Here is an 18,510-nt window from a genome sequence, read left to right as displayed (position 1 = left end):
TTGCTTTTGCCCCATCGCCCTCGGCACTAGTTTCCGCGACTAGACCTTCGCAGCCGTCTTCGTGCCTTCCGCCGAAGCTTTCGCCGCCGATCCGTCAGCTGCGCCCGTCAAGCGATCCGCGGCCTCGAATGCCGCTTCCCGTCCCTGCCGGATGCAGTCCGGCAGACCCACGCCGTGGAAGCCCGCGCCCGTCACGTACACGCCCGGCATACGCACGGAGAGATCGCTACGCAGCTCCCGGACATGATCCAGATGGCCGACCGGATACTGCGGCATCGACCGGTACAGGCGGGTCACTTCGTAGAACAGAGGCTCCGCCGTGATGCCCATCAGTTCCGCAACATCTTTGCGGACTTTTGCCACGATTTCTTCGTCCGTAAGATGCACCCAGTCTTCCTCACCCGAGCGGCCGACATAGCAGCGAAGCAGGACGTGACCTTCCGGCGCCGTATGAAGCCACTTGGTGGACGTCCAGGTGCATGCCGTGATCGAGCGTCCTTCGGATCTCGGGATAAGGAAGCCCGATCCGTCGAATTTGACGTTCGCGTCTTGTTCCCGGTAAGCGATCACTACGTTCGCAACCGACACGTAATTGATCGCCTTCAGCTTGTCGACGGCCGGGTGATCGCCGAGCAGCTCGGCGGAGTGATAGGTCGGCAGGGTCAGGATGACGCTGTCGGCCGTTTCCCGCTGTCCGCCTTCGTATCCGACTTCGTAGCGGTCCCCTTCCTTGCGGAGTTCCGTCACTTTCGTGCCCGTCCGGATTGTAACCCCTTCCTCCCGCAGTACTTCCTCCAGCCGCTCAACCAGCGTCTGCAGGCCGTTCTTGTAGGTCAGGAAGGTGGAGTTGCGGCCGGGAGCAGGCAAATTCAAAGCCTCCTGCTGGGATTTCTTGCGATTCGATATCATGCCATAGATCAGACTCCGGTACTGCTGCTCCATTTCGCCGAACTGGGGAAAGGTCGACTGCAGGCTGAGCGCATACGTATCGCCTGCATAGATGCCCGCCAGCAGCGGTTCGACGATCTGGTCCAGCACTTCTTTGCCCAGTCTCCGGTGAAGGAAATGGCCGAGAGATTCGTCGCTGTCGTCTTCCTTCTTGGGCAGCACGAGATCCATCATCGCACGCGCCTTGCCTTTCGCGGAAACGAGACCCGTTCTCATAAACGGTTCGATGTCCGTCGGAATGCCGAGCACCAGTCCCGCAGGCATCGGGTGCAGGGTGCCGTCCCGCAGGATGTAGGTCTTCTTCGCCTCCGGGTTCGTACCCGTGAGCTCCCCTTCCAGCCCGAGCTCGCGGCTCAGCTCAATGATCGGAAGCTTCCGGGCCAGGAAAGAATCCGGGCCCTTCTCGATGACGAATCCTTCTTTACGCAGGGTATGGATTCTGCCTCCGAGCTTTTCCGCTCCTTCAACCAGGGTAACATCCGCCGTACATCCGGCCTCCTTCAATCGCTTATTCACGTAATAAGCGGCGGTGAGACCGGTGATGCCTCCTCCGACAACGATTACTTTACGGGCCTCGTTCATCATGCAACGTCCTTTCCGCCCGGACGGCATCTTAAGGCCGACCGGATTATAAAATCGCAAAGAGGCGCATCCGAATGTCTGCGCTCCCTTGTCGTCTTGCTCTAAGCTTGTTTCGTCAGTTCGCCGTACTGCTTCCATACGGCATCGCTGAGCGTCTGCATATACAGCGGGTCGGTATTAAGCGAATCCGTACGTTCAAGGTGCAGGCCGATTTCCTTGGCGAGTTGCTGCGCCTCTATATCCAGATCGTACAGCACTTCCAGGTGATCCGAAACGAATCCGATCGGGCACACGAGTACGCGCTTCACGTCTTCCTTCGCTAGAGTACTCAGTACATCCAGGATGTCCGGGCCAAGCCAAGGGGTAGCCGTTTGCCCCGCGCTCTGCCACGCAAACTGCCAGTTCTCGATGCCGGCTTTGTCCGCGATCGCGCGCGAAGTTTCAAGCAGCTGCTCCGGGTACGGATCGCCCAGCTCAAGAATTTTCTCCGGCAGGCTGTGCGCCGAGAACAGGACGCGGACGGAGGAACGGTTCTCCTCTCCGAACTTGCCCAGCGCGCGTTCCACCCGCTCGGTCAGAGCTTGAAGCAGCTTCGGATGCAGATGGTAGCTGTCGACAAACGTCATGGCAATGCCGTGCTCGGCCGCCTTTTCGCGTGCGCGCTTGTTGTAGCTGCCGATGCTCATCGTCGAATAGTGAGGAGCGAGAACGATGCCCACTCCTTCGGTAATTCCGCTCTGAGCCATTTGCTCAATGCCGTCTTCGATGAACGGATGTGCGTGCTTCAAGCCTTGGAAACAGACGAATTCCACGTCGTCATGCTCGGAAGCCAGCGCATTTTGCAGACCCGCCACCTGATTGTCCGTATTTTCCCGCAGCGGAAAAACACCTCCGACAATCGCTTCGTAACGGCTGGTCAGCTCATGCAGCTGTTCCGGACTCGGCTTGTTGCCCCGCCGGATATGCGTGTAGTAAGCTTCGATATCCTCCATGCTCTGAGGAGTGCCGTAAGACATCACCAGTACGCCGACTTTCTTCCTGCTCATGGTTCAGACCCCCTTGCCCGCGTTCCGCCCGGCCAGCGCCTCGGCAGAATAGGCATGTATGAAATCAGTGAGTTCCTTTAATTTATCCAGAGACGCTTCCGGGAACAGGCCGTGACCCAGGTTGAAAATATAACCCGGCTCCGTGATCCCCTGATCGATAATGCGCTTCGCATGTTCCTGAATGACCGACATGGGCGCCGTAAGTAGGTAAGGATCGAGATTTCCCTGGACGGCAAAGCGTCCTCCGGTTCTTCTCCGTCCTTCCGGAATGGATACGCGCCAATCGAGGCCGATCACATCCGCCTGGAGGTCGCCAAGCAGAGGAAGCAGTTCGCCCGAGCTCACGCCCGGGAAATAAATCTTAGGCTGCTTCAGATCGCCGAGTTCGCGGAAAATCCGCTGGATCGTAGGCAGGACGAACACCCGGAAATCTTCCGGTGCAAGCGCGCCGACCCAGGAATCGAACAGTTGAACCGCTTTCGCGCCTGCCGCGATATGAGCCCGCAAATATGTAATGACCATGTCTCCGAGCTTATCCATCAGCGCGTGCCATACTTCCGGATTTCCGTACATGAGTTCTTTCGTGCGAATGTAGCTTTTCGAAGGACGGCCTTCTATCAAGTAGCTTGCAATGGTGAAAGGCGCTCCGGCAAACGTAATGAGCGGAACCGTCAGCTCGCGGTCCAAAATCCGGATCGTTTCGATGACATGGGACAAGTCGCCTTCCACGTCGATCGGCTTCAGCTTCATCACATCTTCACGGGAACGGATCGGATTCTCGATCACCGGCCCCACGTCTTTAACAATATCGAATTGAATGCCGAGCGACGCTACGGGATTCATAATATCGGAATACAAAATAGCCGCATCCACACCGAGCTTCTTTACCGGCATCAACGTGACTTCAGCAGCCAGTTCCGGCTGTTCGCATATTTCAAGCAGCGAGTATTTTTCTTTGATCTTGCGGTATTCGGGATCATAGCGTCCGGCTTGACGCATATACCACACGGGCAGCCGGTCTACTTCCTGCTTGCGGCAGGCTCGAATAAAACGGTCATTATTTATCACAAGACACCTTCTCCTGACCCTGTCATGATTTGTTACCATTATGCCCTAATTATACCCCGGTCACAACCGGAACCGCGCTCCGACTTCCGACAAATGTTTGACAAAGCCGCCGGCTGCGGGCTTTCCTCCGTGCTCTTCCCTTCATTAAGGAGAATTGAAATCGCATTTCCCGGAGGTACCGTTTCGAATGTAAACGGCTGCGTCTGCCGGCTCCCGACCTTTTTACCCGGATAAAAAACGCTCCGCAGTTTCCCGGCCGGGCTCCTGCGGAGAAAGAAGGTACGGTGTACCTCGGTTAAACGTTTTTCAGCCAGCGCGCCGCATCCTTGGCATGGTAGGTCAAAATAATATCGGCTCCCGCACGCTTAAAGCCAAGCAGCGTCTCCAGCACGATTTCTTTTTCATTGATCCAGCCGTTCTGGGCCGCAGCCTTTACCATCGAATATTCCGCGCTTACGTTGTAAGCGACGAGCGGAAGATCGAAGTTCTGCTTGAGCAGCTGCAGAATGTCCATGTATGCAAGCGCAGGTTTGACCATCAGGAAATCCGCGCCTTCCAGAACGTCGCTCTCGGCTTCGCGGAGAGCTTCGCGGGAGTTCGCCGAATCCATCTGGTAGGTTTTGCGGTCCCCGAACTGAGGCGCCGAATCCACCGCTTCACGGAACGGACCGTAGTAAGCGGAAGAATATTTGACCGAGTAAGCCATAATCGGCACATGTTCCAAACCTTCCGCATCCAGTCCCGCCCGGATGGCATGCACATAGCCGTCCATCATATTGGACGGAGCGATAATGTCCGCGCCCGCCTTCGCCTGGGAAACGGCTGTTTTAACGAGCAGCTCCAGCGATTCGTCGTTGGCGATATCCGTGCAGCCCGTTTCCGGGTTATGATGCACAACGCCGCAGTGACCGGTATCCGTGAACTGGCATAGGCAGGTATCCGCAATAATGAGCAGATTCGGGTTGATCTTCTTGATCAGGCGCGATGCCTGCTGGACGATACCCTCCTCATGAAAAGCCGACGTTCCGACCGCGTCTTTCGTCTCGGGAACACCGAACAGAAGAATACCTTGGATACCCAGCTCGGAAATCTCGCGGATTTCTTCTTCCAGACGGTCCAGAGAAAAATGGTAAACGCCCGGCATAGAAGGAATTTCGGATTTGATATTATGACCGGCCTCCACGAAAACCGGCTGAATCAGATCGTTAACGGACAACGCGTTTTCACGCACAAGGTTGCGGATTGCAGCCGAACCGCGCAGACGGCGGTGGCGCACTAATGGGAAACTCATGATAACTTCCTCCTTTTAATCCATGCCGGCAGGGCAGCGGCCCCCGAAACTTCGAGCACGGCCGCTCCCGCCGCATAACGAAAAGTTTAGTAGAGTCAAGAGCCCGCAGGCTCTCCTGTTTTAACGGCCCGGCCTGCGGCAATGCTTTCCACGAGGGACGCGATGGTCGCTTCCGGCGGCATATAGGCGGCCGCCAGCTCGTAATGAGCCAGCGTCGCTTCCGTCTTCGGACCTATGCAGGCGATCTCCGTGTTTTTCAGCAGGGATACGGGGTCTTGGACCCCGAGCTTCTGAAGCGCTCCGATCAGATTCGTGACCGTCGAGGAGCTCGTGAACGTCGTGATGTGAACCTGCCCTTCCTCCAGCAGCCGGACCACGTCTTCGCCGCCTTCGACTTCGGGTACGTTCTCGTAAACGTCCACTTCGTTAACTTCGAGACCGAGCGAACGCAAGCCCTGTGGAAGTGCGTTGCGGGCGATGTCCGCGGTGGGCAGCAATGCGCGCTCTCCCGAGCGGACCGCTTTTCCCAGCTCCGCAAGCAGCTCGTCCGCATGGAACTCCCCGGGAAGCGTCTCGACGAGCAGCCCCCGGGATTCCAGAGCTTCCGCGGTCTTGGGTCCGACTGCCGCGATCCGCACGCCGGCCAGACCGCGTATATCAAGGCGCAGCTCCCGCATGCGGCGGAAGAAGAACTCCACCCCGTTCGTGCTCGTAAACACGACCCAATTGTAATCCGCGAGTCCGCGGAGCGCTTCGTCCAGCAGACGCTGCGCATCCGGGCTGCTCGGCGGCTGGAGCTTGATCACCGGAAATTCGACCGGCTCCCCTCCAAGCTCCTCGATCATCGCAACGAGCTCGCTGGCTTGGCTGCGCGCCCGCGTAACGAGCACGCGTTTGCCGAACAGCGGCTTTTTCTCAAACCAGGCCAGCTTCTCGCGCAGTTTGACCACTTCGCCGATGATAATGACGGCCGGTGACTTGAAACCGGCTTCCTTCGCCTTGGCGCTGATGTCGGACAACGTGCCGATAAGCGTCTGCTGCTCCGTCCATGTGCCCCAGCGGATCAGCGCGACCGGCAGGTCGGCAGGCTTTCCGTACCGGATCAGCTGCTCGCTGATCTGCTCCAGATTCGCTACGCCCATCAGGAACACGAGCGTGCCGATTCCTTTGGCCAGATGCTCCCAATCGAGCTTCGTATAAGTCTTGTTCGGATATTCATGCCCGGTTACGATGGCGACCGAAGAAGTGAAATCCCGGTGTGTGACGGGGATGCCTGCATAAGCGGGAACCGCTATGGCGGAAGTAATACCGGGAATGATTTCGAACGGAACTTCATGATCGGCCAGAAGCTCGGCTTCTTCCCCGACACGGCCGAATACGCTCGGGTCGCCGCCTTTCAGACGGGTCACGATCTTGCCCTGGAGGGCCAGATCAACGAGCAGACGGTTAATGTCTTCCTGCTTCATCATATGTTTATCCGGGAGCTTTCCTACAAACACCAGCTCCGCATCCGGTTTGCGGTGTTTGAGCAGCCTGGGGCTCGCCAGCCTGTCGTAGACAATCACGTCGGCCCGCTCAATCGCCTGGAGTCCCCGAACCGTAATTAACTTCGGATCGCCGGGTCCTGCGCCGACTAAATAAACTTTCCCTCTCTCCACTCGCCCACTCCCTCTCAGCTGCTTCCATCCCCTTGCGGGAGAAGGCCACCTTTTCTTTCTCCCGTGGTCCTTCTGCCGCTTCTCAATCGGAAGCTTTCTCCCGCTATTGCTGTTCGTACCTCTATCCCTAAGCCGCTATTCCGCAAAAGCCGCCGCATTTCTCAGACGGCCTCTATTTGTAGTAGCAAAACCGCGCCGACCAAGCTCGCAGCAGACGTCATATCCACGGCGGCCGGGGGTTAAATCACGCGCGTACGGAGCTATACGGCCCGGCAGATATACACCCGCCGACGCCACTCGCTAAGCCGCCGTACAACTATTCGATCTGGCCGCTCTCGTACGCTTCGGCCAGAATGCGGTCCGCGCCGCGGGCGATAAGCTTCTCCGCGGCTTCTCTGCCGAGCGCTTCCGGATCGCTGCCCCGCAGCGTTTCCTTCAGCAGCTCGGCACCGTCCGGCGAGCCGACCATCGCCGTCAGCGACAGCTCCGTGCCGCCGGTACGCTCAACGGTCGCGTAGGCGCCGAGAGGCACCTGGCAGCCTCCGTTGAGTCTGCCGAGGAAACTGCGCTCGGCTCTGACCGCGAGCGCCGTATCGTCATCTTGAATCTTGCTCAGCAGATTCAAGACGAATTCGTCGTCCGCCCGGCATTCGATGCACAGCGCGCCCTGCCCAACGGCAGGCACGCACACTTCGGGCGGAACGTAGGCGCTGATGCGATCCTGCCAGCCGATCCGGTGCATACCGGCAGCGGCCAGTACGATCGCATCGAAACCTTCCGATTCGAGCTTGCGCAGCCTCGAATCGATGTTGCCGCGGACCGGCTGGATGCGCAGGTCCGGGCGGCTGTGCTGCAGCTGGCTGGAGCGCCGCAGCGAGCTCGTGCCGACGAGCGCGCCCTGGGGCAGCTCGTCCAGCGACTTCTCCCCTTTCGTGATGAGCACATCACGCGGGTCCTGGCGCTTAGGCACCGCGCCGACCATGAGCCCTTCGGGAAGCTCGAACGGCATGTCCTTCATGCTGTGTACGGCAATGTCGATTTCTTTGTCCATCATCGCCTGCTCGATTTCTTTGACAAACAGTCCTTTGCCTCCAACCTTGGACAGCGTTACGTCCAGAATCCGGTCCCCTTTAGTCACAATCTTGCGAAGTTCAAACTCGCATTCTATGCCGTATTGCCGGCTCAGTTCCTTTAATTCGTCGATAACCTGATTCGTTTGAGTGAGGGCCAGTGCGCTCTGACGGGTGCCCACAACGATCGTACGCATACGTAATTCCTCCGTTTCTTCTATGAAGCCATGAAGATGTTACCTTAATTCCAATGCCGGTCCCGTAAACGGGTGCCGGCTCTATTGCCGATCCGCTTCCATCCATATCGCGGCAAAAATCTCTTCCGAATCCTGCGCCGCCTGCAGCCTGCTCAGCAGAGAGGCTCTCCACGCTTCGTATGTACCGGCGGCGACACGGTCCAGGACACGCCAGTGCGGAAGCTCTCGGAGCAGCTCATGCCGCAGAGGCATATCGCCGACCCGGCTGCGGGCGAGCTCTCTCAGCTCCGCCAGAAAGTCGAGGTAGATCTCGTACTCCGGTCCGTACCTCTCCTGCAGCTCCCGGCCGATTTTAGCAGACAGCGCGGGACTTGCTCCGAACGTCGATACGGCCAGTGTAAGTTTGCCGCGCCTTACCGCGGCCGGCACGACCAGACTTCCGCTGTCGGGCTTGTCCGCCACGCTGACCAGTTTACCCGCCTTGTCGGCATCGGCCCGAACCCGCTCGTTGACCTGCGGATTGTCCGTCGCCGCAAAAACAATAAGATATGGAGAGAGGTCCGAATATAAGGAGGCCTCCGTTCCCTGCCTGTCCTTATCCGAACCTTCTCTATCTTTTGTGTAAGAATAGCCCGCTTCTCCGTAGCGCTCGCGGAGCCAGGTTATCCGGCCGGTTTCCGCCCATTTCTCGACGGCCGCGGCAGCCTCAGGGCTGATCACCGTAACGAGCGCGCCCGCTTCCAGCAGGGAAGCGATTTTTCTTTCGGCTACGGCTCCGCCGCCTACAACGAGGCAGCGCTTGCCTTCGAGCCTCAGCATCGCCGGATATTCCTTCATCCTCCAACCCCCGTCTGCTGCCAGTTATGAAACCCGGAAAACACGTTGGAGAGGATAAAATTCAGCAGCACGATGACAAAAGCCGCCAAATTCCACTTCGCCAGCTTCGGACCCGACATGCTTAGCGAATGATGCTGGAACAGGTAGAACCCGTACGCGCAAAGCACCAGCAGCGAATTGATGACTTTCGAGTCGAACAGCACGTTGACGTTCTTTTCGATAAGCACCCACACGACTCCCAGAGCCAGCGCCAGCATGAGCAGCGGTGTTCCGATAACGACGCTCACATACGTGTAACGTTCGATTTTTTCCAGGGAAGGGAGCCTTTTCATCGTATTCGTCCAGCTCTTCTGCTTTAGCTTACGGTGCAGGAACAAATACATGCCCGAGAAAATGGCTGAGATCGTATAGGCCGCGTAACTGCCGACAGCGAGAGATACGTGAATGAACAGCAGCTCGTCGTTGACGTTCCAGGAATCAATCATGGGAGAGACATTGGAATCGCTGAAGAAATTTAAGGCCAATACGGCAAGCCCGAATAAATTGACGAAAAAGACCACAAGTTCAATCCGGAAAAACCGGCTCATAATGAGCGATACCGTAACGAGCACCCAGGAAAATAAAAAGAGTGTCTCAAACATGGAGAACACCCATCGTCCCAGGTGTTCATATAAATTGTAGCCCAGATAGGCCGTCTGCAAAACCCATACAAAAGAAAGCAGCCCCGTACCCATCCGTTTCGCACTCCGATTCGCGCGCGCAACATCAGAGAAGTAAAACAGCAGGCTCAGGGCATATAAATAAATTATCGCATCGTACAGAAAGCTGCGAGTGAACACGGCATTTCTCCTTCCTCTATCTCGGAGAACCGGGAATCAGGAGCGTGCAAGCGCCGGCTGCATCGTAAAACCGCCGGTCAGCTCTTCTTTGGCATGCTTCTGGGCAGCCGTCTGGACCGCTTCCGCTTTGGTTTGTTCCAAAGCTTCGGCTTGTGCCTGCTCCGCCATAAGTTCCTCTAAAGCGAACATTTTAGTAAACATTTCAAGCGCCTCGTCGCCCTTCTTCTCCGCAGCCATTTCTTTAATAGCCAGAATCGGGTCTCTCAGCATCTGGTTAACAATGCTTTTGGTTAATTTCCGGATCACTTTCATCTCGCGCTCATCCAGGTCCGGCAGCTTTTTGAACAAGCTTTCCATCGTTTCCTGATGCACCATATTCGCTTTGGCCTGGAGCGCGTGAATAACCGGGCTCACTCCGAGCGTCTTCGTCCACTGGTCGAAAGCCGCAATCTCGGCGCCGATCATTTCCTCGATTTTGACAGCTTCTTTCTTCCGTTCCTTGAGATGGCTGTCCACGATAGCCTCCAGATCGTCGATGTCGTACAGGAAAACATCCGGAAGATCGCTGATGTCCGGATCAAGGTCGCGCGGAACCGCAATGTCCATCATAAATAACGGACGGGACTTCCGCTTGGGCAGCACGGATTGGAGCTGCTTCTTCGTCAGCACGTAATCGCTCGATCCCGTGGACGAAATGACGATATCCGCTTCGGCCAGCCGTTCGTAAAGCTGCTCCATCGGATACGCGTGGCCGTTGAACTTGCCGGCCAGCTCCAAAGCCCGCTCATATGTGCGGTTGACGACGTCAACCCGTTCGGCGCCGCTTGCGTACAGGTGCTTCACCGTCAGCTCGCTCATCTTGCCCGCGCCCACGATCAGAATTTTCTTACCCTCGTAGCTTCCGAAAATCCGCTTGCCCAGCTCAACGGCGGCATAGCTGACGGAAACCGGGTTTTCTCCGATCGAAGTCTCCGAGTGAGCGCGCTTGGCCATCGTTACGGCCTGTTTGAACAGCGTATTAAATATCGTGCCCGTGGCTCCAAGGCGCTGGGCTTCCAAAAATGCGTCCTTCACTTGCCCCAAAATCTGCGTTTCGCCGATAATCATCGAGTCAAGACCGCTTGCGACACGGAACAAATGCTCAATGGCCCGGTCATGTTCATATATATACAGATGGTTATTGAATTCCGTCCGCGGAATCTCAAACCACTCTTCCATAAACTTGCGAATGTAGTGCCCGCAAATGTGTACACGATCGACCACGGCGTAGATTTCAGTACGGTTGCAAGTGGCCACGACAACACATTCCAGTATGCTTTTTGTCTGCCTCAGCTCCACGAGCGCTTGCGACAACTCTTCCTGCGTAAAAGTAAACTTCTCGCGAATCGCGACGGGAGCTGTCCGGTAATTTAATCCGACGACGACAATATGCATGGGGCACACCTACCTTTCTTTGCAGCTAACAATAATTATTATAACATAGCCGACCGTCGTAACCGACAAATATTTTGACTAAATTTTGAATGCTGCCGGAAGCCGCTATGCCTAGTGTGGTCTATGTTTCTTGTAGATATACCGATTATTGGAGCAGCTTTTTTTCAAGCAGTTCTCTTAATGCTTCATCATTTTTCGACACGGCTTCGCTTTGCGAAGTAACGACGCTCCCCGAGGAGGTCATAAGCTTCCCGTAGGCCTCGTAAAGCTGCCCGTAGAGCTTGGCGGATTCCTGCAGGACACCCTGCTCATCCGCTTTCAGGGCGCGCTCTCCGCCTATTTGCAGCCTCAGTATGTATTGCATCAGTTGAGGCAAACTGCCCAGCGTATGCAGCTTCTCGCTCCCTTCCGCAAGTACGAGTCTCTCGTGCGTATAACTGGCCGTGTACAGCGCCTGTTTAAGCGAATCGAGTTCCCGCGTATCGGCCGAACGTGCGGCATCCTGCAGAAAACGGTTCAGCAGCTCGATCTGGAACAAAGAAACCTGGAACAAAAGACGCTCCGCATCCGGCTTATCCGAGCCTTTCGTCACATAGCCATATAAGCCGGTAAGCGGCCAGGCAACCAGCCCGGCTGCCAGCGCAAACAGGATGAGCTTCGATTTGATTTGGCTTCGCACGGCACCTCTCTCCTTCCGGGTCCCGGTTAAGAAGACCCGTACCATTGTATGAGAGGCCTGACAAACAAATAACCACGGAATGCGGACTCCGTGGTTACCTTACTTATATAAACGCTTATCTTGTATACTAAAACAACGAACTTACTTAGCCAATACGGCTTGCTTGATTTCCGGCGTTTCGACTTCAAACTCGCCCATTCCGCGAACCAGTTTCTTGGCATAGACCTTCTCCGGCTTAAGCAGCGAGATCATGTGGTCGATAGCCAATTGAGGATCTACCGTTTCACCGCAAGTGTAGCAATCCAGCGCGGCAAAACCTCTCTCAGGATACGTATGAATGGAAAGATGACTCTCAGACAGCAGTACTAGTACTGTGGCACCTTGTGGCTCAAATTGCTTGGACTGAACAGACATGACCGTTGCTCCACACGCTTCAGCTGCGTCTACCATTTGGGCTTGCAGCCACTCTGCATTGTTCAAAAGTTCAAAATCTACTCCCCAAGTATCTACAGCAACGTGTCTTCCGAAAGTTGAATATTCCATCTTCCGGTTCCCCCTTCCTAGGAATAAAATTGTTCTCGCATTTCATCCGCTAGGACCTACGTCATTCACTTCCCGAGGGAATAATCTCTCGCAACATTCAATGTCCTGAGTGAATCCTGGTTCCTATATTGTTTTCAACGAAATTAAAAATAACATCTATTGAACAGAAATGCAATAGTTTTTTTCACATTCGCAAGATTCATTTTCGGAATGCTCTGCTTGCGATTCTGTCCGTAATACACTATGTAACGGTACGCCGCTTCGTGTCTGCCAAAGCGGGTCGGACGAATCCATTTTTTTTCTCTTCACAAAAAAATAAAAAAAGAGCCTGCGGACAGGCTCTTCGCTTCTGTATATAGAGCTTAACTTGCACGTAAAATAATATGCCTACTGCCGGGTTTGAGCAAATCCTACGCTTCGAGTACGAACAAACGGCGGGTCAGCATTTTCAGTCGGTCGTCGATATCACGCTTGAGCGAAGGGCAGGGAACTTCGTTGCGCATATCCAGCAGATGGTTGATCTGATCCTGGATCATGCCGATTTCCCTTTCGATCTCCGTCCGGCGGAAAAGGTTCTCCAGTTGGCCGAGCGTATCGTGATACTCATAGACGACGTTCGTATGCTGTCCTTTGATCTCGACGATTTTGACGACTTTCCCGTTCTCGTAGGTATACATCATCACAAACGTAGCGTATATCCGCTTAACGATGGCTGAACCTTTGAATTCGGCTATCGCCTTGCGCATAAGATTAGTCAAACGCAGACTCGTTACACGGCAGGATCCCGAGCTAATATACTGCTTACCGACGCGTTCAAACGAAAGAACGATCTCTTCTCCCGCTTCTTCCTGAAAGACAAACTCCTGGTTTCCGTTCTCGATGACTTTGACCTGAGCTGTGATTTGCTGATCGGCAAACATTTGGACAAATTTGGACATTTCGGCTTCCGTTAATTGCAGGCGGGTTTTGACATATTCAGTCGCTAACCTCTGTGCCATGGAAATCCCTCAATTCTATTTTTTCAACGCCTTTGATCTTGCCTACTTCATATTATACTACATCAAGACTTAATATTCCTGCGTACGATGCATGAAAATCCGGCGAAAACCGGAAAAAACGCTCTCCTGCCTGAAAAAAATGGCTATCAGCACCGTAAAGTCTCCAATTGCCTTGAAAACTCATCGCTTTCCATGCACACATCTCAAAATAGTCTTCCATACGGCTTTTTACCCGTTCATGCTTCCGATTAAACAAAAAAAGCGCGGAATCCGCGCTTGCTACTTATTAACCTTTGGTGAAAATTTAATTTTTTCGCTGCCGGTATTTGATGAACGAATACAAGGTCGGGACGAGCACGCTCAGCAAAATAACGACAATTCCGAACCAGGCGGGAACGACCGACGGAAACAGCGACACTCCGATAAACACGATTCCCGCCAGCATCCAGATGGGACCCGCCATGCGGTGGGTCCGGCGCCATACTTCCTCGTCGGCCAGCGTCCAGGGAGTCCGGATTCCGAACGTATAGTTGGGGCGCGCGCGTCCCATATAGTTGCCGATCACCATCCAAAGAGCGCCGACGCCAAGCGGAACCCAGAAGTTGATGGGTACATCGTATCCAAGATTGGTCAGGATTATAATGAAAAAGACACCGCTTAATAAAACGGTCATTAAAATTCGGAGAAGATCGTAAAACCCTTGGAATTTTTCGTAATTATTCCGTTTCGGATCGAGAGACGGGGGCCACTTCATCAGCAGAGGCAGAGCCAGATTTAGCACAGACATCAGAATGAGGAAGGAGTCTTTGCTCTGATAGCCGTTGGCTTCCCCGCCCGTTCCGAAGTGGACTGCCATTAGCTCGGGCAATTTGCCGTAGACCCCTATAGCGTAGAGAATGGGCGCGGCGGCAATGATAAGCAGCAAGGTGTCTTTCCACGTCCAGCGTGCCTTTTTACGAATCGCGTTTGTCATGTTGATTTCCTCCTTCGTCTTTATGCGTAAAATCCATCAGCCATCCGAGTGCATCCTGGATAACGGTCGTGTTCAGCGAATAGATGATGCTTTGGCCTTTGCGTTCGTCGAGCACCAGCTTAGCCTGCTTCATGACGCTCAGGTGATGGGAGATGCTCGGTTTGGACATTTGAAAATGGTCGGCGATTTCGCCCGCGGATAAATCCTTTTCTTTCAACAGTTTCAGGATTTGTCTCCGCGTCGGGTCCGACAGGGCTTTAAAGGTATCGTTCACCACCCTCACCTCCTCATGAAAAACTTGTTTGAATTCTGATTGGAAAACGGCAGATATCATGCCGCGGCAGCCTTCGGGTTACAGGTAGAGCTGCCAGCCGATCGCAAGTACCGTCGTTCCGACAAAAGCGGCGATGGCTTCGGCCTGAGCCAGCGATTTTTTGGCGGCTGCCAGTACGGCCAGGTTGAGCAGGGAATGAAGCGGAATCAGAATCACGGCCGACCAGGGATAACGGGCTATGCACAAGGCAGCGCCGATGTGGTAAGCGCTGGCGAAGACCCGCTCGATGAGCCCCCATGCCGGATGGGCCCCGTACGTCCCCTGCGCCTCCAGCATGGCTTTGGCCTGCATCGCTTTCTCATCCGTGCGTTTGGAGAGGGAGGCTACCGCGAAAAGGGTTACGAGCGTATACACAATCTCGATAGCGGCCCAGCCAATGCCTATCGAAGCCGCGGAGCCGATCGTCAAACCCGCTGCGAGCAGCGTAACCAGGCGGACGAGTTCTTCCAAGGGTCCGGATGACGATACGAGAAGCAGGCGCCCTCTTTCTCCGGGCATGCGGGCTGCAAGAAGACTTACCGGCCCTCTGAGAGCGAGAGCCGCTATCCAGCCCGCTGCGCCCAGCAGGACCGGTTTTACGGTTACGCCCACTCCCTGATAGTCGAAAAACGCCCAGAAGACGAGCGGTATCAGGAGGTAGAGCGGAGACATCAGCTGGGACAAACGGATGTGGTGATCCTGAAGCCGCTTTAAATCAGTAGTCTGGTTCACGGTCGATGCACACCCTTTATTAATCTTAATTAGATATTTAGATAAATGTCTAAATAAAGAATACAAGATTTACTCCTCTTCGTCAAGAGATTGCTTCCCCTTCTTTTCCCCTTTCCGCAGACAGCAAAAAACCGTCTCCGTAAAGAGACGGTTCCCGCCCTGCAGCCCGCAAGCTAACGGTAGACGGCGGATATTATTCAGAAGGAGCCGATTCCGGCAAAGCTTCGCTATCCGGCTGCGGCTGTCCCCAACCGATCGCGGACTCCAGAATCTCCCACAGCTCGTCCTTCCCCATTCCCGTTTCCGACGAGAAAATAATGAAGGGACCCGAACGGTCAAACTCCAGATCGTCCTTGATGATCTTGGCGTGCTTCTGCCATTTGCCTTTGGGCACCTTGTCCGCTTTGGTCGCAACGACAATTACCGGCACATCCATATGCTTCAGCCAGGTATACATGGCCTGGTCGTCCTTGGACGGCGGGTGACGCAGGTCGACCAGCTGCATAACCGCTTTAAGCGGTTCCCGCTTCAGCAAGTAATTTTCGATAAACTTGCCCCATTCGGCACGTTTCGTTTTGGAAACTTTGGCATAGCCGTAACCGGGAAGATCGACGAAATATAAGTCGTCATTAATGCGGTAATAATTGAGGGTTTGCGTTTTGCCCGGCTGGGAACTTGTCCTGGCCAGATTTTTACGGGAAATCATGCGGTTGATGAGCGAAGACTTACCCACGTTGGAACGCCCTGCCAAAGCAATCTCCGGCAAGGCATCCTCAGGGTATTGTCCCGGTCCCACCGCACTGATAATAAATTCAGCCTGGTTGACCTTCATGTTTCACACTCTTTTCATCGATATGCGCCCGGTCTCCGCTTGGAAGACAGGAAGATCTCCGACCGGCTTAAGCCTTCAGATCCACTTCCTTGACGAGCGCGTGTTCCAGTACCTGGTCCATATGAGCGACCGGAATAAACGTAAGATCGTTACGGACGCTTTCGGGAATATCCCGGATGTCTTTCTCGTTGTCCTTCGGCAGAAGGATGGTGCGGATTCCCGCACGATGTGCGGCCAGCGCCTTCTCCTTCAGTCCTCCGATAGGAAGGACGCGGCCGCGCAGCGTAATCTCGCCGGTCATCGCCACCTGGCTGGACACGGGGATGTTCGTCAGCGCGGAGATCAGCGCCGTTCCCATCGTAATCCCTGCCGACGGTCCGTCTTTGGGGATCGCGCCTTCCGGAATATGAATATGAATGTCATTCTTTTCATGGAAATCCGGCGCGATCTTGAGCTGCTCCGCTCTCGAGCGGGTGTAGCTGAATGCCGCCTGGGCGGATTCCTTCATCACGTCGCCGAGCTTGCCCGTCAGCGTCAGTTTGCCGCTGCCCGGCATGACCGTGACTTCGATGACCAGCGTATCGCCGCCCACTTCCGTCCAGGCCAGACCCGTGACCGCACCGATCTGATCCTGCTCCTCCGCCATATTATAGCGGAATTTGGGCGGACCGAGGTCGTCTTTCACGGTGTCCACCGTAACCTCGACCGTCCGGCCGGGATCGGAGACGATCTTCTTGGCGGTCTTGCGGCAGATCGCGGCAAGCTGCTGTTCCAGATTGCGGACGCCCGCTTCACGGGTATATTCGCGGATCACCTGAAGAAGAGCATCGCGGTTCATCACCATCTGGCCGTCTTCGAGCCCGTGATCGCGCTTCTGCTTCGGCAGCAGGTAGCTGTCGGCGATTTCAAGCTTCTCGATTTCCGTGTAGCCCGGAAGGTACAGAACTTCCATCCGGTCGAGCAGAGGCCGCGGAATGTTGTGCAGCGCGTTGGCCGTCGTAATGAACATCACGTTAGAGAGATCGAACGGCACTTCGATGAAGTGGTCGCTGAACGTGTTGTTCTGTTCCGGGTCCAGCACTTCAAGAAGCGCGGCAGCCGGGTCTCCGCGGAAATCCATCGCCATTTTGTCGATTTCATCGAGCAGGAACACCGGATTCACACTGCCCGCCGTCTTCATGGCCTGAATAATGCGCCCCGGCATAGCTCCGACATACGTGCGGCGGTGGCCGCGGATTTCGGCCTCGTCCCGTACCCCGCCGAGCGAGATACGGACGAACTCGCGGTTCATCGATTTCGCGATCGAACGGGCGATGGACGTTTTACCTACTCCCGGAGGACCCGAGAGACAGAGGATAGGCCCTTTCAGCTTCTTGACCAGCTTCTGAACGGCCAAATATTCCAGCACGCGTTCTTTCGGTTTTTCCAGTCCGTAATGATCGGCGTTCAAAATTTCTTCCGCTTTATGGATATCCAGATCGTCTTCCGTCTTCTTCGTCCACGGGAGAGCAAGCAGCCAATCGATATAATTGCGGATAACGCTTCCTTCCGCTGATGTGGAAGGCATCTTCTCGAGACGGTCGATTTCCTTCTCGATTTTTTCCTGAACGTTCTCAGGCACTTCCGAAGCGGCAAGCTGGCTGCGGAGTTCTTCGATCTCTCCGGCCCGGCCCTCTTTATCGCCGAGTTCCTTCTGAATCGCCTTCATCTGTTCCCGCAGATAGTATTCCTTCTGTGTCTTCTCCATCTGCTTCTTCACGCGCTGGCTGATTTTGCGTTCCAGTTCCAGCACTTCGCGCTCGTTGTTCAAAATACTAAGCAGCTTCTCCAGACGGCTTCGCACGTCCACCGTTTCGAGAATGTCCTGCTTGTCTTTGATTTTAAGGGAAAGATGGCTGCAGATGACATCGGCAAGTCGCCCCGGCTCATCAATATCGGATACCGCAGCCAATGTTTCCGGCGTTACTTTTTTGGACAGCGTAATATAGTGCTCGAACTGATTGAGCACCGTACGCATCAGTGCGTCGATTTCGGCGTCGTTCACTTCTTCTTCGGGAAGCTCTTTCGCGTTGACTTCGTAAAACTCGTCGTTGGCGATATACTCGGCAATTTCCGCCCTCACGACTCCTTCTACCAGCACGCGAACCGTTCCGTTCGGAAGCTTGAGCATTTGACGCACTTTCGAAATGGTCCCCACCCGGTAAATATCTTCCTTGGCAGGTTCTTCTATATTCACTTCGGCCTGGGAACAGAGCAGGATCATACTGTCTTCGATCATTGCTTTTTCCAAGGCTTTGACCGACTTCTCCCGGCCTACGTCCAGATGCAGTACCATGCTCGGATATACGAGCAGTCCCCTGAGAGGCAATAACGGCAGGCGGCGTATCCGCGTTTTATTAGGCCCCATGTTCCGACACCTCCACTTTTTTACTGGTGGGCTAATGCTGTAGATAACATTTTAACAAAATTG

General features: G+C 54.9%; 17 protein-coding genes. All 17 read right to left on the bottom strand.

Features of this window, described 5'->3' with window-relative positions:
- Positions 1-39: 39 nt before the first annotated feature.
- On the bottom strand, positions 40-1,533 hold the full coding sequence (hemY, locus tag AC2TF6_RS07205; protein ID WP_491310485.1) for a protoporphyrinogen oxidase: 1,494 nt from the start codon (positions 1,531-1,533) through the stop codon (positions 40-42).
- A 98-nt stretch (positions 1,534-1,631) separates the two neighbouring features.
- Positions 1,632-2,576: a ferrochelatase gene (hemH, locus tag AC2TF6_RS07200; protein WP_491310484.1), complete on the bottom strand. Its 945-nt coding sequence runs from the start codon at positions 2,574-2,576 to the stop codon at positions 1,632-1,634.
- A 3-nt stretch (positions 2,577-2,579) separates the two neighbouring features.
- Positions 2,580-3,683 (bottom strand): uroporphyrinogen decarboxylase, encoded by a 1,104-nt coding sequence (gene hemE / locus AC2TF6_RS07195; protein WP_491310483.1) that lies wholly within the window; start codon positions 3,681-3,683, stop codon positions 2,580-2,582.
- 256 nt (positions 3,684-3,939) lie between these two features.
- Positions 3,940-4,935 carry a porphobilinogen synthase gene (hemB, locus tag AC2TF6_RS07190; RefSeq protein ID WP_009674217.1) on the bottom strand — a complete coding sequence of 332 codons (996 nt, stop codon included), beginning with the start codon at positions 4,933-4,935 and terminating at the stop codon, positions 3,940-3,942.
- 95 nt (positions 4,936-5,030) lie between these two features.
- Entirely contained in the window at positions 5,031-6,593 is a 1,563-nt protein-coding gene (gene cobA, locus AC2TF6_RS07185) for a uroporphyrinogen-III C-methyltransferase (RefSeq protein ID WP_491310482.1), read from the bottom strand.
- A gap of 316 nt (positions 6,594-6,909) precedes the next feature.
- Complete coding sequence (gene hemC, locus AC2TF6_RS07180) at positions 6,910-7,860, bottom strand: hydroxymethylbilane synthase (RefSeq protein WP_491310481.1); 951 nt, start codon at positions 7,858-7,860, stop codon at positions 6,910-6,912.
- A gap of 81 nt (positions 7,861-7,941) precedes the next feature.
- On the bottom strand, positions 7,942-8,697 hold the full coding sequence (locus AC2TF6_RS07175) for a precorrin-2 dehydrogenase/sirohydrochlorin ferrochelatase family protein (RefSeq protein WP_491310480.1): 756 nt from the start codon (positions 8,695-8,697) through the stop codon (positions 7,942-7,944).
- Positions 8,694-9,536 carry a cytochrome c biogenesis protein gene (locus AC2TF6_RS07170; RefSeq protein ID WP_009674204.1) on the bottom strand — a complete coding sequence of 281 codons (843 nt, stop codon included), beginning with the start codon at positions 9,534-9,536 and terminating at the stop codon, positions 8,694-8,696. The genes AC2TF6_RS07175 and AC2TF6_RS07170 overlap by 4 nt, the downstream gene beginning before the upstream one ends.
- 36 nt (positions 9,537-9,572) lie before the next feature.
- On the bottom strand, positions 9,573-10,970 hold the full coding sequence (hemA, locus tag AC2TF6_RS07165; RefSeq protein WP_491310479.1) for a glutamyl-tRNA reductase: 1,398 nt from the start codon (positions 10,968-10,970) through the stop codon (positions 9,573-9,575).
- A 145-nt stretch (positions 10,971-11,115) separates the two neighbouring features.
- Complete coding sequence (locus AC2TF6_RS07160; protein WP_491310478.1) at positions 11,116-11,649, bottom strand: hypothetical protein; 534 nt, start codon at positions 11,647-11,649, stop codon at positions 11,116-11,118.
- 141 nt (positions 11,650-11,790) lie between these two features.
- Positions 11,791-12,192: an adenosylmethionine decarboxylase gene (gene speD, locus AC2TF6_RS07155; RefSeq protein WP_016423520.1), complete on the bottom strand. Its 402-nt coding sequence runs from the start codon at positions 12,190-12,192 to the stop codon at positions 11,791-11,793.
- Between the two features lie 410 nt (positions 12,193-12,602).
- The gene (locus tag AC2TF6_RS07150; protein ID WP_009674206.1) at positions 12,603-13,190 is read right to left on the bottom strand and encodes a hypothetical protein; all 588 of its coding nucleotides are present in this window, start codon (positions 13,188-13,190) and stop codon (positions 12,603-12,605) included.
- A 304-nt stretch (positions 13,191-13,494) separates the two neighbouring features.
- Positions 13,495-14,163, bottom strand: coding sequence for an SdpI family protein (locus AC2TF6_RS07145; protein WP_491310477.1), 669 nt, complete (start codon positions 14,161-14,163; stop codon positions 13,495-13,497).
- The gene (locus AC2TF6_RS07140) at positions 14,144-14,437 is read right to left on the bottom strand and encodes an autorepressor SdpR family transcription factor (protein WP_317952944.1); all 294 of its coding nucleotides are present in this window, start codon (positions 14,435-14,437) and stop codon (positions 14,144-14,146) included. The genes AC2TF6_RS07145 and AC2TF6_RS07140 overlap by 20 nt, the downstream gene beginning before the upstream one ends.
- 78 nt (positions 14,438-14,515) lie before the next feature.
- The gene (locus AC2TF6_RS07135) at positions 14,516-15,208 is read right to left on the bottom strand and encodes a hypothetical protein (RefSeq protein WP_491310476.1); all 693 of its coding nucleotides are present in this window, start codon (positions 15,206-15,208) and stop codon (positions 14,516-14,518) included.
- Between the two features lie 193 nt (positions 15,209-15,401).
- Positions 15,402-16,040, bottom strand: coding sequence for a ribosome biogenesis GTP-binding protein YihA/YsxC (gene yihA / locus AC2TF6_RS07130; protein ID WP_326051077.1), 639 nt, complete (start codon positions 16,038-16,040; stop codon positions 15,402-15,404).
- A gap of 67 nt (positions 16,041-16,107) precedes the next feature.
- Positions 16,108-18,447: an endopeptidase La gene (gene lon / locus AC2TF6_RS07125; protein ID WP_491310475.1), complete on the bottom strand. Its 2,340-nt coding sequence runs from the start codon at positions 18,445-18,447 to the stop codon at positions 16,108-16,110.
- Positions 18,448-18,510 lie beyond the last annotated feature (63 nt).

This window comes from Paenibacillus sp. JNUCC 35, assembly GCF_058269095.1.
The sequence above is the reverse complement of the archived record's forward strand: the minus strand, read 5'-3'. Positions and strand labels throughout refer to the sequence as shown.